The sequence below is a fragment of the Brevibacterium picturae genome (assembly GCF_900105045.1).
Lineage (GTDB): Bacteria > Actinomycetota > Actinomycetes > Actinomycetales > Brevibacteriaceae > Brevibacterium > Brevibacterium picturae.
Genome location: NZ_LT629739.1, coordinates 1,299,719 through 1,312,175, shown reverse-complemented (window position 1 = coordinate 1,312,175; position 12,457 = coordinate 1,299,719). Strand labels below are relative to the sequence as shown.

15 protein-coding genes are annotated in these 12,457 nt (G+C 65.0%); 6 read left to right on the top strand and 9 right to left on the bottom strand.

Annotation, left to right across the window (positions count from 1 at the left end; translation table 11 throughout):
- Positions 1-117: 117 nt before the first annotated feature.
- Both BLT92_RS06220 and nagB read left to right on the top strand, forming a co-directional pair.
- Positions 118-822 (top strand): FadR/GntR family transcriptional regulator, encoded by a 705-nt coding sequence (locus BLT92_RS06220; RefSeq protein ID WP_197679674.1) that lies wholly within the window; start codon positions 118-120, stop codon positions 820-822.
- Between the two features lie 60 nt (positions 823-882).
- Entirely contained in the window at positions 883-1,665 is a 783-nt protein-coding gene (nagB, locus tag BLT92_RS06215; RefSeq protein WP_092104108.1) for a glucosamine-6-phosphate deaminase, read from the top strand.
- 39 nt (positions 1,666-1,704) lie between these two features.
- Here nagB and BLT92_RS06210 read toward each other — a convergent pair whose 3' ends face one another.
- The 4 genes from BLT92_RS06210 to BLT92_RS06195 are packed head-to-tail and all read right to left on the bottom strand — an operon-like array spanning position 1,705 to position 5,909.
- A complete protein-coding gene (locus tag BLT92_RS06210) occupies positions 1,705-2,394 on the bottom strand; it encodes an N-acetylmannosamine-6-phosphate 2-epimerase (protein ID WP_092104106.1) in 690 nt (229 codons plus the stop codon).
- On the bottom strand, positions 2,394-3,410 hold the full coding sequence (locus BLT92_RS06205; RefSeq protein ID WP_092104105.1) for an ROK family protein: 1,017 nt from the start codon (positions 3,408-3,410) through the stop codon (positions 2,394-2,396). The genes BLT92_RS06210 and BLT92_RS06205 overlap by 1 nt, the downstream gene beginning before the upstream one ends.
- Positions 3,407-4,324, bottom strand: coding sequence for a dihydrodipicolinate synthase family protein (locus BLT92_RS06200; protein WP_092104103.1), 918 nt, complete (start codon positions 4,322-4,324; stop codon positions 3,407-3,409). The genes BLT92_RS06205 and BLT92_RS06200 overlap by 4 nt, the downstream gene beginning before the upstream one ends.
- Complete coding sequence (locus tag BLT92_RS06195) at positions 4,317-5,909, bottom strand: sodium:solute symporter family protein (protein ID WP_092104101.1); 1,593 nt, start codon at positions 5,907-5,909, stop codon at positions 4,317-4,319. The genes BLT92_RS06200 and BLT92_RS06195 overlap by 8 nt, the downstream gene beginning before the upstream one ends.
- Positions 5,910-6,291: 382 nt before the next feature.
- On the opposite strand from BLT92_RS06195, the gene BLT92_RS06190 reads away from it, so the two are divergent.
- The 3 genes from BLT92_RS06190 to BLT92_RS06180 are packed head-to-tail and all read left to right on the top strand — an operon-like array spanning position 6,292 to position 8,789.
- Positions 6,292-7,371: a glycosyltransferase family 2 protein gene (locus BLT92_RS06190; protein ID WP_092104099.1), complete on the top strand. Its 1,080-nt coding sequence runs from the start codon at positions 6,292-6,294 to the stop codon at positions 7,369-7,371.
- Positions 7,368-8,294, top strand: a complete 927-nt coding sequence (locus tag BLT92_RS06185) for a hypothetical protein (RefSeq protein ID WP_092104098.1) — start codon at positions 7,368-7,370, stop codon at positions 8,292-8,294. The genes BLT92_RS06190 and BLT92_RS06185 overlap by 4 nt, the downstream gene beginning before the upstream one ends.
- Positions 8,295-8,327: 33 nt before the next feature.
- Positions 8,328-8,789 (top strand): DUF3151 domain-containing protein, encoded by a 462-nt coding sequence (locus BLT92_RS06180; RefSeq protein ID WP_092104096.1) that lies wholly within the window; start codon positions 8,328-8,330, stop codon positions 8,787-8,789.
- A 57-nt stretch (positions 8,790-8,846) separates the two neighbouring features.
- Here BLT92_RS06180 and BLT92_RS06175 read toward each other — a convergent pair whose 3' ends face one another.
- From BLT92_RS06175 to BLT92_RS06165, 3 genes are all read right to left on the bottom strand, one after another.
- Positions 8,847-9,026: a sigma factor-like helix-turn-helix DNA-binding protein gene (locus tag BLT92_RS06175; protein ID WP_092104094.1), complete on the bottom strand. Its 180-nt coding sequence runs from the start codon at positions 9,024-9,026 to the stop codon at positions 8,847-8,849.
- Positions 9,027-9,217: 191 nt separating this feature from the next.
- Positions 9,218-9,676 carry an SgcJ/EcaC family oxidoreductase gene (locus BLT92_RS06170; RefSeq protein ID WP_092104092.1) on the bottom strand — a complete coding sequence of 153 codons (459 nt, stop codon included), beginning with the start codon at positions 9,674-9,676 and terminating at the stop codon, positions 9,218-9,220.
- A 288-nt stretch (positions 9,677-9,964) separates the two neighbouring features.
- Complete coding sequence (locus tag BLT92_RS06165) at positions 9,965-10,300, bottom strand: ArsR/SmtB family transcription factor (RefSeq protein WP_092104090.1); 336 nt, start codon at positions 10,298-10,300, stop codon at positions 9,965-9,967.
- Positions 10,301-10,474: 174 nt separating this feature from the next.
- On the opposite strand from BLT92_RS06165, the gene BLT92_RS06160 reads away from it, so the two are divergent.
- Entirely contained in the window at positions 10,475-11,551 is a 1,077-nt protein-coding gene (locus BLT92_RS06160) for an NADH:flavin oxidoreductase/NADH oxidase (protein WP_092104088.1), read from the top strand.
- A gap of 51 nt (positions 11,552-11,602) precedes the next feature.
- Here BLT92_RS06160 and crcB read toward each other — a convergent pair whose 3' ends face one another.
- Positions 11,603-11,974 (bottom strand): fluoride efflux transporter CrcB, encoded by a 372-nt coding sequence (gene crcB, locus BLT92_RS06155; protein WP_092104087.1) that lies wholly within the window; start codon positions 11,972-11,974, stop codon positions 11,603-11,605.
- Positions 11,971-12,453, bottom strand: coding sequence for a fluoride efflux transporter FluC (locus tag BLT92_RS06150; protein ID WP_092104085.1), 483 nt, complete (start codon positions 12,451-12,453; stop codon positions 11,971-11,973). The genes crcB and BLT92_RS06150 overlap by 4 nt, the downstream gene beginning before the upstream one ends.
- Between the last annotated feature and the right edge of the window lie 4 nt (positions 12,454-12,457).

Here is a 12,457-nt window from a genome sequence, read left to right as displayed (position 1 = left end):
CAGGGCGGCGACGAGGAGTGCAAGCGACAGTCGCACGATTTCTCCGTTCTGTGGAAGTACATCAGATGTCAGACGTATACTGGAACCTCGGTGCGGATCTATCGGTGGAGGGCGATTATGACGGGAACATCAACGATGAGCCAGAAGACGACGACCTCCGATCGGATCAAGGATGTCATCCTCTCAGACGGACTTCGCCCTGGCGACCTCCTGCCCACCGAGGGAGAACTGTGCGACCGCCTCGGCGTCTCCCGATCGAATGTCAGGGAAGCCATCCGCAAGCTCTCGACTCTCGACATCGTCGACGTCCGACACGGGCACGGCACTTACGTCGGAGAAATGTCGCTGGACGCACTTGTCGAAGCGTTGGTCTTTCGCGGGGTGCTCAGCCCCGGCGATGACTTGCGGGCCCTGCGAGACGTCGTCGAAGTCCGTGCAGCCCTCGACTTCGGAATGGCAGAGGCGATCGTCACCAGCCTGGCGGGCACGACGAACCCCAAGCTCTCGGGTCTGGTCGACGAGATGGTGGCCATGGCGCAGGACGGGAAGTCATTTCCCCAACAGGATCGGGCCTTCCACACGGGGCTGCTGGAGGCCTTGGACAACTCGCTCGTCGGACAGCTCGTGGCCGCCTTCTGGGATGTGCACACGGCAGTGCTGCCACGACTCAACGTCGCAGTCGCGGCCGATCTGGAGCAGACGGCCAGAGCGCACGGGCAGATGCTCGAAGCCGCCCAAGCCGGAGACGTCGAAGCCTTCCACGCAGCGATCACAGTCCACTACGATCCGATCGCCCGCGCCCTCGACCGAGACGTCAACTGAGCCAGCATCGTCGAGGACCTTTAGTCAGGCAGAACACAGCACACAGAAAGTGGAGAACTGATGGAAGTCATCATCGCCGAGGACCAAGAGCTGGCAACCCTGGTGGCCGATGCCATCGAGAGACTTCTGCGGAGCGTTCCCGCGCCTGTCCTCGGCCTGGCCACCGGGTCGAGTCCACTCAGTGTCTACGATGAACTGACCCGACGCCACGAACAGAATGGACTGTCGTTCGCCGAGGTGCGCGGATTCATGCTCGACGAGTACGTCGGGCTTCCCGCCTCGCATCCGCAGTGCTACCGCAATGTCATCGACACGGAATTCGCCTCTCGCGTCGACTTCGCCGACGACGCCGTCCAAGGCCCGGACGGCACAGCCGCGGACCTCGTTGCCGCCTCGGCGGACTATGACCGTGCCATCGCCGAGGCTGGAGGAATTGATCTGCAGATCCTCGGAATCGGCACCGACGGTCACATCGCCTTCAACGAGCCCGGATCATCCCTGGCCTCACGCACCCGCGTCAAGTCGCTGGCCAACCAGACCAGGATCGACAACGCCCGCTTCTTCGACGATGAGGTCGATCAGGTGCCGCAGCACTGCCTGACCCAGGGACTCGGCACCATCATGGAGGCTCGTCACCTCATGCTCATCGCCACCGGCGGACAGAAAGCGGAGGCTGTGCACCAGATGGTGGAGGGACCGATCTCATCGATGTGGCCGGCAACCGTGCTCCAAATGCATCCCCATGCCACGGTCCTCGTCGACGACGCGGCCGCCTCGCGACTGCAGCTCGGCGACTATTACCGGCAGACCTACGCAAGCAAGCTGGACCAGCAGAGGCTCTGAGCCGCAGCCCGAGCTGCGACCGTCAGCCCGCCGCTGCCGTCACGACGTTTCGCAGGCGTCGACGAACCACGATGTGATCGTGGCTGGGTGGGTGATCGCCGTTCCCACCACCACCGCCTCGGCGCCGGCTGCCAGTACTGATGCCGCGTCAGACGGTGAGTGGATGCGGCCTTCGCCGACGAGCATCGGGCCCAGTTCTGCCTCCCGGATCTGCTGCAGGAGCTCAAGGTCGGGACCCGTCGTCTTCGGGCGCTCGCCCGAGTAGCCAGCGAGGGTGGTGCCGATGAAGTCCGCACCGGCCTCAGTCGCACTGCGAGCATCGTCGAGACTGCCGCAGTCGGCCATGACCAGCGCATTCGTCTCCTCATGCAGGCGGTCGATGGTCTCAGTCAGGGTGAGACCGTCCGGACGCTGCCGCCGGGTGCCGTCCAGGGCCACCACGTGAGCTCCGGCCAGTGCCACGGCGTACGCGTGCTGATACGTGGGAGTGATGACGACCTCAGAAGCACCGTCCTTCCACAGGCCGATGACCGGTGTCTCGACCGCGGAGCGCGTGGCTTGAATGTCGCTGAGGCCCTGAACACGCACTGCCGCGGCACCGCCGGCCACGACGGACGCCGCGACCTGAGCCGTGGTGCGGGGGTCGCGCATGGGCTCTCCGGGATAGGCCTGGGCCGAGACGATGAGGCTGCCCCGAAGGACATCGCAGATCTCCTGCTTGGTGAACATCACTCTGTCTCCTCATTGGTGCATGCTTCCCCGGTGTCTGTCGACCCGGTGTCTGTCGACCAGAGACTGGCCGCTCCGAGCAGAGCGGCGTCCTGCCCCAATTCTGCCGGGCGAAGTTCAAGCCCGCGAACGGCGGGGATGAGTTCGGACTCGAAGGCCTCACGCAATGGCTGCCGCCAGTGATCTCCGGCTCCCGCGAGGCCACCGCCGATGACGATGGCCTCTGGGGACAGGACATTGGCCAATCCGCCCAGAGCCGATCCCAGCGCGCGCCCCGCCTGAGCGAAAGCCTGCTGCGCGATCGCGTCGCCAGAGCGTGCGGCTTCTGCCAGCTGACGAGTCGAGGACACGTCGTTCCGTGCGGAGGCCACGCTCGAGCGTGAGCCGGCACCACCGCCGGCACGACGATACGCCGCGAGGATTGCGGGACCCGAGGCGATTGCCTCGACGTGTCCCTCCCCGCCGCAGGGGCAGGGCAGCCCCTGGGCGGCAGCGACGGGGATGTGACCGATGTGGCCCGCCGCCGAGGCGCGCCCGGTCAGCAGACGTCCTTCGGTGATGAAGCCACCGCCGATTCCCGTTCCCGCGGCCACGAGCAGTGAGCTGCGGGTGCCTCGGGCCGCTCCCGCGAACGATTCGCCGAGAGCATGGGCATGGACGTCATTGACGGCCCGAGCTTCGAATCCGAGGCGATCGGTGAGTTCGGCGGTCAACAGCGTCCCTGCCCAGCCGGCAAGCGAGTCGGTCGCTGACACCACTGTTCCCGTCTCGGGGTCGATGACTCCGGCCGATCCGACTCCGAGCCTCCACCGGAGGGTGGCACTGCCGGGCACTTCAGCCTCGGTGTCCCGGAGTACTGAACGGACCACCTCGGCGATGGAATCCAGGACGGCCACTCGACCCTGGGTCGCGGGGGTCGGCGCCTCCCGGATATGACCCACGGTGTCGTCGATGACCGAACCGGCGCGGATCTTCGTGCCGCCGACATCGACGGCGACGACGGCGGTCGAGGTCACAGAAGCCCCTCGGCGGAGATGACCTCCCTGACCCGCCGGGCCTCTGCGTCGTTGAGTGCCAGCATCGGTTCGGTCATGCGATTGGAGCCGATGACGCCCATGACCTGCAGTGCAGTTTTGAACGCGCCGAGGCCGGCGGCACCGGGTGACACACGTCCGGGGGTGGCGGCACTGGTGATCTCGAACAGCCGTGCCAAGCGGTCCTGCTCGGATGCGGCAGCGGCCCAGTCGCCGGATTGGGCAGCGTTGTAGAGGCGAACGTAACCGGCAGGATCCACGTTGCCCAGTCCGGGAACGATCCCGGCGGCGCCGCCGAGGAGTGCGCCGTCGGCGACCGCCTCGTGGCCGGTGAAGACCGCGAACTCGTTCAGGTCCCGGGTCTGAAGCAGCAGCCGACGGAAGGCGACGTCATCGGCCGAGGAGTCCTTTACGCCGGCCAGGATGCCCTCATGGGCAAGCCGGACCGTGACCTCGTGAGGCAGCTTGGAATGGGTGCGCACGGGAATGTCATAGGCGAAGACCGGAACATCGACCCGCTCGGCGACCGTGCGGAAATGCTGCTCGATCTCGCCCGCGTCCGAGAGTGCGTAGAAGGGGGTGGTGACCACCGCGGCGTCTCCGCCGATCGACAGGAGCCGCTCGGCCTCGTCGAGGACGCGGTTCGTGGACTGTTCGCTGATCCCCACCAGCACCGGAACCCGTCCCTGCGTCGCGTCGAGGGCTGTGCGCAGCACCTGCTCGCGTTCGCTCGAGGTAAGGTAGGGGACCTCGCCGGAGGAGCCGAGGGCGAAGATGCCTTGCACCCCACCCTCGACGAGGTGGTCGACAAGGGCGGAGATGCCCTCGAAGTCCAGCTCTCCGCGCTCGGTGCGCGGTGTCAGCAGCGGGGGGATGATGCCGTGGAATTCACTCATTACTGTGTCCTTGCTTGATGTTGTTGCTGTCGCCCGCCGAGGCTGTCGCCGGGGAGGTTGAGGTGCGACGTGTGTACTGAGCACGTTTGCCATAGATCGTCAGGGCCGTCACATCGTGGTCGTCCCGGCCTGTTCGGGTCCCGGTGAACAGGGAGATCACATAGCCGAAGATGAGGGCTCCGATGAAGGCGACTGCGGAGACGGCGAACGGGGTCAGGCCCGCGATGTCCTGGACGTACCAGGCGAGTCCGGCGCCGAGTACCAGTCCGCTGAGCACGCCGGCGGAATTGGCTCGCTTGGTGAAGATTCCGAGTGCGAAGACACCGGCGAGTGGAACCCCGAACAGTCCGGTGATGGACAGGAAGAGGTCCCAGGTCTGGGCCTGGTCGGTCGCGGACAGGTAGAGGGCCACCGCCACCGAGATCGCCCCGACGATGACGATGGTCAGGCGGGCGAAGCCGACTCCGGTTCGAGCCTGGCCACCCTTGAGTGGGAAGAACCGATCACGGATGTCGACGGTGACGCAGGCAGAGATCGAATTCAGGCTCGAGGAGATCGTCGACTGCGCGGCAGCGAAGATCGCGGCGATCAGCAGACCCGAAATGCCTGCCGGCAACGCGGTGACGGCGAAGTAGGGCACCAGCGCGGATGTGTTGAAATCGGTGGGGAGAGCCTCGGCGTGCTGATAGTAGCTGTAGAGGACGGTGCCGATTCCATAGAACAGGGGAATGGTCAGCAGGGCCAGGAAGCCGTTGACGGCCAAGGAACGTATGGTGCTCTTGGGCGAATCGGTCGTCTGGTAGCGCTGCACCACGTCCTGGCTGGCGGTGTACTGGTGGAGGTTGTTGAAGACCGAGCCGAGGAAGACGATCGGGATGGCCGCTGCCGCTCCACCGAACTTCCAGTTGTCGGCCGAGATGAACTTGTCGTCTGCCGCCGCATCGGCGGCTACCGTGGCCAGACCTCCATCAAGTGCTGCGACGCCGAAGATGAGGATCACGGCGGCGCCGACGAGGAGGATGATGCCTTGGACCACATCTGACCAGATGACGCCTTCAATGCCGCCGAGGAACGTGTAGATCACGGAGAGCACGCCGACCGCGGCGGCGACCAGGACGGGGCTGATGTCGGTGACCGAGCTGATTGCCAGTGTGGGCAGGTAGATCACGATGGCCACGCGACCGATGTGGAAGAGCACGAACAGGACCGACCCGAGAACTCGGATGGTGGGTCCGAAGCGTTCCTCGAGGTACTCATAGGCGGTGGTGACGTCGAGCTTGCGGAAGAAGGGGATGTAGAACAGAACGAGCAGGGGGACGATCGCGAAGATGGCGATATTGCCTGCCGCATAGGACCAGTCTTTGAGGAAGGCCTGCTCTGGTGTGGACATATAGGTGATGGCGGACAGAGTCGTCGCATAGATGCTGAAGCCCGCTGCCCAGGCCGGGATGCGCCCATTGGCCTTGAAGAAGGAGTCGGTTCCGGCGCTCGCCTTACGGGTGAACCACACCGCGATTCCCAGCGTGGCCAGCAGATAGATGATGATCACGGCCCAATTCAGGCCGCCGAGTCCCGGAGCGTCCATGCTCCCTCCTCACATAAGACCGAACGGGAGGGCGTCGATGCCATTCCCGAGTGACACATAAGACGTATGATGTCCTACGTTGCAAATGTACTGGAAGGTGTTCCTGTGCACAAGCGTTCCTGTGCACGAGCCTTCCTGTGCACGAGCCTTCCTGTGCGTGAATTCGAGGTGGAGCGCCTCGATCAATGTGGCGCCTGAATTTGTCCTCGCCGGCGACGACAAATTCGGGCCCCACATTGATCGAGCGGACCGTGGCGCGATGGTTCTTCCTGTTCCTGTGCAGGGGCCCTCCTGGAGACGGACCCCGCGGCATTCGGCAGTTCGTCGGTGCCTGAGCAACCCATCAAGAGTCGCACCCCGGGCATGTGGGAAGATTGAAGGCGTGTCGAAAATTCTTGAGATCCTGACCCCGGAGGGCCTGCCGCCGCTGGCTGAACGCCCTGGTGTCTCCTTCATCATGCCGGTCCTCAACGAGGCCGAGCACATCGCCAAGGCGATCACGACGATCCTGGCTCAGGACTACGACGGGGACAAAGAAGTCGTCCTCGCGCTCGGACCCTCGAACGACGACACGAACCGCATCATCGCCGACATGGCGGCAAACGATCCACGGATCCAGACCGTCGACAACCCCCAGGCCGCGACGCCGATCGGCCTCAACCTCGCCATTGCCGCGACCCACCACCCCGTGATCATCCGCGTCGACGCACACTCCGGGCTGTGCACCGACTACACGCAGCAGGCCATCGACACCCTGCGCCAGACGCAGGCCGCGAACTGCGGCGGGCTCATGCTCGCCCGCGGCCGCACCTCCTTCCAGAAGGCCGTCGCCCGGGCCTATATGTCACCGGTCGGATTGGGCGGTCCCGCCTACCATTCCGGCGACGAAGCGGGTGAGGCCGAGTCGGCCTACCTCGGCGTGTATCGGCGTGAGGTCTTCGACCACCTCGGCGGGTTCGATGAGGGCATCAAGCGTGGCCAAGACTGGGAACTCAACCTGCGCATCCGCACTGCAGGCGGGCGCATCTGGTTCAACCCGGACATGGAGGTCACCTACTGGCCACGCGATTCCTGGTCGAAGATCGCCCAGCAGTTCTGGGCCACCGGCATCTGGCGGGCCGAGCTCATCCGTCGCTACGGATCGGCCAACTCGCTGCGCTACTTCGCGCCACCGCTGCTGATCCTCGGCATGGGCGCCAGCGTCATCGAAGCACTCCTGCAGATCACCGGGCGGACGAAGACCTGGCCGAAATTCCTGCGTCGTTTCACCTCTCTGGTCCACGTGCCCAGCCTGGGCTACGTGTCGGGAATACTCGCGACCGCCTCGGCGGCCAAGGACTGTGGGCGACGTGAACGCGCCTGGTTCGGACTCATCCTGCCGACGATGCACCTGTGCTGGGGCGCCGGCTTCCTGCGTGGCCTGGTCACCGGCGCCGGAGCAACGAAGGACGGCAGTCGTTGAGCAAGAAGAACCGCAGATACGGTCGCAACGAACGTGACCAGACCCGCCGCGCTCAGACCGGCAGCGCTCAGGGGGATGATCAGTCGCTCGAGAGTCAACGCGCTCCGGTGCCCGAGCATCCGACGCCGAAGAAATTCAACGCGCCTCTGTGGGCCGGCATCGTCGTCGTCATTGCCGTCGTTGCCGTACTCGGGTTCAACATGTTCAGCAGCAAGGACCACCTGACCGTGGACTCGCTCAACCAACCCGCGGTCGCCGCCGTCGACGGCGGTTCGAAGGTCTACCCGGCGAACTCGAAGTTCGCCTTCACCGAGAATGCGAAGTTCGGTTACCTTCCTGCACCGACCTTGTCGAAGCTGAGCGATGACACCATTGTCGCCGCGAATCCGGAGACTGCGGCCAAGGACATGGGACTCAAGGACGACCTGACGTCGCTGGATCGTGACTCGTTCCTCAACCAGACCATCAAGCCCCCGCGCAAGAACACCGCACCCGGCGAACCCATCACCTGGGACCAGATGGTCGACCAGATGGCCGGAGCCACCGTCTTCATGCCGGCAGTGGAGTCGCCCGAGGTGGCGACCCCGGTGCTGGAGAAGATCGCCGAGGCGGGCATCGACGAATCGACGATCGTGCGGACCTCGAATGCCGAGGTTGCGAAGGCGGCATCCGATGCCGGTGTGGCCGCGATGTTCACCGGCGACGTGACCGCCTCGGGTGCCGAGTCGCTTTCCTCATCGGGATACACGATGATCGCCGTCGGCGCAGCATCGGCGGACGAGTGGACCGGCACGGACCTCAAGGTCTGGGCGACCGGAGTCAAGGACGAAAAGCAGCTCAAGGAACTCGCCGAGGCGGGAGTCTTCGGTGCGCTGAGCACCAACCCGTACACCATCCAGCCCTCGGATGTGAAGACCGACTGATACTCTGCACGCGACCAACGATCAGGAGATGACATGACACAGCCCATCGGCAACCCTTCGCACATCGGCAATCTCGATGCTTCGCAGCTGGGACCCCAGCCGACGTACCTGCCCGAGGATCATGCGGACGTGGAGGCGAAGAAGCGCCTCGACGCCGGTGAGGAGCCCATCGACATCGTCGCCGAGTTGCCCGCCTCATCTCTGGCGTGGGCGATCCTGGCCGATGAAGCCCATGGCGAGGGCCGCCTCGTCGACTCCTACGCCTATGCCCGTGTGGGCTACCACCGCGGACTCGATTCCCTGCGTGCCGCCGGCTGGCGCGGCTCCGGCCCGATCCCGTGGAAGCACGAGATCAACCGCGGATTCCTCCGTGCGCTCAATGCCCTCGGCCGTGCCGCCGGTGCGATCGGCGAAGGCGAGGAGGCCGCTCGGATCGAGGAGTTCCTGCGCTCATCCGACCCAGCTGCCATCGATGCGATTGCGGCGGGGGAGTAGGGGCAATAGCCTCAGTGACCGAAACTGATTCCGGGAGTATGGGCGGTACTTGGCTGCTCAGCGAGTGGCGAGTTTCCGTCCGTGCTCCAGCTGAGAGACTCGGCCTCTCGAGATGTCCAGTGCGGCGGCGGCTTCGGAGACGCTGAGACCCCGAGAACGTAGATCGAGGACGACTGCGCGCGACTTTCTGCCAGCTTCGATCTGCAGTTCGGCAGCTCTGCGCCCCGTTTCCTTCATGTATCTTATTTCCTCGGCAAGGTTGGAGTCGCCGAGGACTATGTTGATCGCCCACTTCAGCCCGCCGCTCACCCACGGCCCTACTACCACTCCCGTCGATGCAGCCGCCAGCATCAGTGTGCCGAGCCCATGGCGAGGGTGAGAAAGGGACTCTTCGGCCCGATGAAACTTCGGGAGAGCCGGACGTCACCTCAACGCGGCAGCAGGCCGCGTTGAGCTAGAGCAGTATTCAGCTCTTCGGAGATTCTGTCGTGCTCCGACTCATCCCAGTGCAGCGCAGTCGGAGTGTTCTGGAACAGTTCGACATGCCATGCGCCGTTGCTGCGTCGGGCCACCAGGGACTGGCGTGCGTTGGCATCAGGATTGATCTGAGATGTGCCCGGCGGGACCATTCCCACATCTGCGTGGAGGACGCGAACATCTCCGGTCCCGCGCACGCTCCGAATGAGCGTGACGAATGGCGCGGTCGGATGGTCTGCGAAGATCGGCGACAGATGATCGAGGATAGAGGACGGTCCGTCGGCCAGGCTTCCATCGAATCCGATCATGACGCCATCGTCTGCAAAGCACGCTGACAATGCGTGGGCGTCTCGCTCGTTCCACGCCATCAGGAGCCGCAGATAAAGCGCACGAACGTCTTCGGCTGACATGTGGGACCTTCCGTCGGCTCATCGCACAGAGTGTTTGACGGCAATTTTAACTGACGCTTCAGCCCAGTTTGGAGTACGAGCACGCTCGGTCACCACAACCGGGAGATCCGCCGCCCCGCCCCTGCCTCGACGGTCGCCGGCACCAGCGTGCTGAGCGCGTTGAATAGGCTGGGTGCCCACCGGCGTTCCCGAACGTGCTGGTGCTCGGGGAACTATTGCATCCCTGGCTTCCATTCACCGGCCTACTCGACCGGTGAAACCTTCGGCAAAGTGGCAACCCAGCCACCCTCAGCCAGAGAGGACCGCAACCCCGCCCTCGATGTCCTGGGCGGCGAAGACGGCGTCGAGAAGGCCAGGGAAGCGGGCGTCGAGATCGTCCTTGCGCAGTGAGTTCATGATCGACGTGCCCTGGTACTCCTGGCGGATCACTCCGGCTTCGCGCAGCGTCCTGAAGTGGTAGGTCGACGTCGACTTCGATACCGGCAATTCGAATGTTGCGCAGGCGTGGTCGTGGTGCGAGGTATTCAATCGGCAGGCGATATGCCGACGAACAGGGTCGGCAAGTGCGGCAAGCACGGTGTCGAGCCGCATCTCGTCCCGCGCAGGATGGTCAAGAGTTCGCATTCCTCGCCTCCTTGTCCGTATCTCACGGTGATTGTCTCGTCACACTGATCCGCTGTTCTTTGATTGTACGGGGTTCATAGTAGTACGGTAAATATCGAACTACGAAGAACCTCGTACTTCACCTCGAGTCTTTCGACCGTGGCTCGAGCCGATCACTCGCGACCAAGGGGTCATATGTCCCATCTGCTGTTCGAACCGCTCACCCTGCGTGGCCTGACTTTCCGCAATCGGAGCTGGGTGCCGCCGATGTGCCAGTATTCCGTGGACAAGCAAGACGGCGCGGCCACGCAGTGGCATGTCGTCCACTACGGTGCCATGGCCCGTGGCGGCGCAGGAGCAATCATCGTCGAGGCCACGGGAGTCACCCCGGAGGCACGGATCTCCGCCGAGGACCTCGGCCTGTGGAATGACGAACAGCGCGACGCCCTGACCCCGGTCGTCGACTTCATCCACTCACAGGGCTCGGCTGCGGGAATCCAGCTCGCTCACGCCGGCCGCAAGGCCTCGGTTCATCCGGAGTGGGGCACCGATGGCGACGGCAGCCTGACCGAGAGCGAAGGCGGATGGCAGACACTGGCTCCGTCGACGATCGCCTTCGACGGACTGGCCGAACCCCGTGCCATGAGCGAAGCGGAGATCGACGAGACCGTTGCCGCCTTCGCTGCCTCGGCCCGCAGATCCATCGATGCCGGTTTCGACTTCGTGGAGATCCACGCCGCCCACGGCTACCTGCTCCACGAGTTCCTCTCCCCGTTGTCCAACACCCGCACCGACTCCTACGGCGGCAGTCCGGACAACCGTGCCCGCTTCCTCCTCGAGGTCGTCGATGCCACCCGCGCCGAGGTGGGCGAGGACGTTCCCGTGTTCGTGCGCCTGTCCGCGACGGACTGGGATGAAGGCGGGCTGAGCCTCGACGACACCGTCGAGCTGTCCGGGTGGCTGAAGGACCACGGCGTCGACCTCATCGATGTCTCCACCGGCGGCAACGTCATGGCCACGATTCCCGTCGGCCCTGGTTACCAGACGACTTTCGCCGAGGGAATCCGCGAGCGAACAGGTATCCCCACGGCCGCGGTCGGACTCCTTACCGAGCCCTTCCAGGCCGAACACATCCTGGCCACCGAGCAGGCCGACGCTGTGCTCCTCGGGCGGGAGTCGCTGCGCGACCCGAACTTCCCGATCCGGGCCGCGGACGCACTGCGATTCGAGATCGACTACAAGCCGGCCCAGTACCACCGCGCCTACAAGTAAGGCCACCGGCGACAGGCAATCGACACCGGTGCGGGCAGAGGGGCAGCGCGGTCACACCAGCCCGCCGATCCACAGCCCCAAACCTGCCGCTGCGGTGGCGAGGGCGAGTGTGCCGAGCCCGCTGACCAGGCCGGATGCCCACTGCCGTTCCTGAATCAGGCGGATGGTCTCGAAGCTTGCCGTGGAGAACGTCGTGTACCCGCCGAGGAATCCTGTGCCGATGACGAGATGCCACGCCTCGGGCAGAATCTGCTCGCCGGCCGATCCGGTGAGAATCCCCAATGCCAGTGACCCGCTGACGTTGATGCCCATAGTGGCCCACGGGCCGCTCGCGCGTGACTTGATGGCCCCGTCGAGCACCATTCGCGCCGCCGCTCCGAGGCCCCCGGCTACAGCCAGTGCGATGAAGACCAAGGGCGTCATCGCGCACCACCGTTCAGCGTTGCGTCCGGGTTCTGCCGCGCTGACCTCGCGCGGGACCGGCCATGCAGCACCGTCGCCGTGGTGATGCCCGCCCCCGTGGCAGCGCCGCCGATGAGGACCGTGCCCAGTCCGTAGGCGATCGAGATACCGACACCGCCCTCGCCGAGGAGGCCCGCCGTGGTCACGGCCAGTGCACTGTAGGTGGTGAAACCGCCCATGAATCCGGTGCCGACCATGACTCGAATCCGGCGCCTGAGCCCGTCATCGGGGCCCATGCGCACCAGGGCGTCGAGGAGCAGTCCGAGCAGGAACGCGCCGCTGACATTGATGGCGAAGGTTGCGTACGGGATGCCGCCCGCCGGCGGAAATGCGAGCGTCAGCCCCTCACGTGCGGCGGTGCCGATCGTGCCGCCGCCGACGACGAGGCACAGATAGGGCAGGCGGAGGTGGACGGGTGTGGTGTTGAGGGTGCTGCTCACGAGT

Excerpts from the sequence above, each read along its gene's own strand:
- BLT92_RS06220 (WP_197679674.1), top strand. The coding sequence starts at position 118 with ATGACGGGAACATCAACGATGAGCCAGAAGACGACGACCTCCGATCGG.
- nagB (WP_092104108.1), top strand. The coding sequence starts at position 883 with ATGGAAGTCATCATCGCCGAGGACCAAGAGCTGGCAACCCTGGTGGCC.
- BLT92_RS06210 (WP_092104106.1), bottom strand. The coding sequence starts at position 2,394 with ATGTTCACCAAGCAGGAGATCTGCGATGTCCTTCGGGGCAGCCTCATC.
- BLT92_RS06200 (WP_092104103.1), bottom strand. The coding sequence starts at position 4,324 with ATGAGTGAATTCCACGGCATCATCCCCCCGCTGCTGACACCGCGCACC.
- BLT92_RS06195 (WP_092104101.1), bottom strand. The coding sequence starts at position 5,909 with ATGGACGCTCCGGGACTCGGCGGCCTGAATTGGGCCGTGATCATCATC.
- BLT92_RS06180 (WP_092104096.1), top strand. The coding sequence starts at position 8,328 with ATGACACAGCCCATCGGCAACCCTTCGCACATCGGCAATCTCGATGCT.
- BLT92_RS06175 (WP_092104094.1), bottom strand. The coding sequence starts at position 9,026 with ATGAAGGAAACGGGGCGCAGAGCTGCCGAACTGCAGATCGAAGCTGGC.
- BLT92_RS06170 (WP_092104092.1), bottom strand. The coding sequence starts at position 9,676 with ATGTCAGCCGAAGACGTTCGTGCGCTTTATCTGCGGCTCCTGATGGCG.
- BLT92_RS06165 (WP_092104090.1), bottom strand. The coding sequence starts at position 10,300 with ATGCGAACTCTTGACCATCCTGCGCGGGACGAGATGCGGCTCGACACC.
- BLT92_RS06160 (WP_092104088.1), top strand. The coding sequence starts at position 10,475 with ATGTCCCATCTGCTGTTCGAACCGCTCACCCTGCGTGGCCTGACTTTC.
- crcB (WP_092104087.1), bottom strand. The coding sequence starts at position 11,974 with ATGACGCCCTTGGTCTTCATCGCACTGGCTGTAGCCGGGGGCCTCGGA.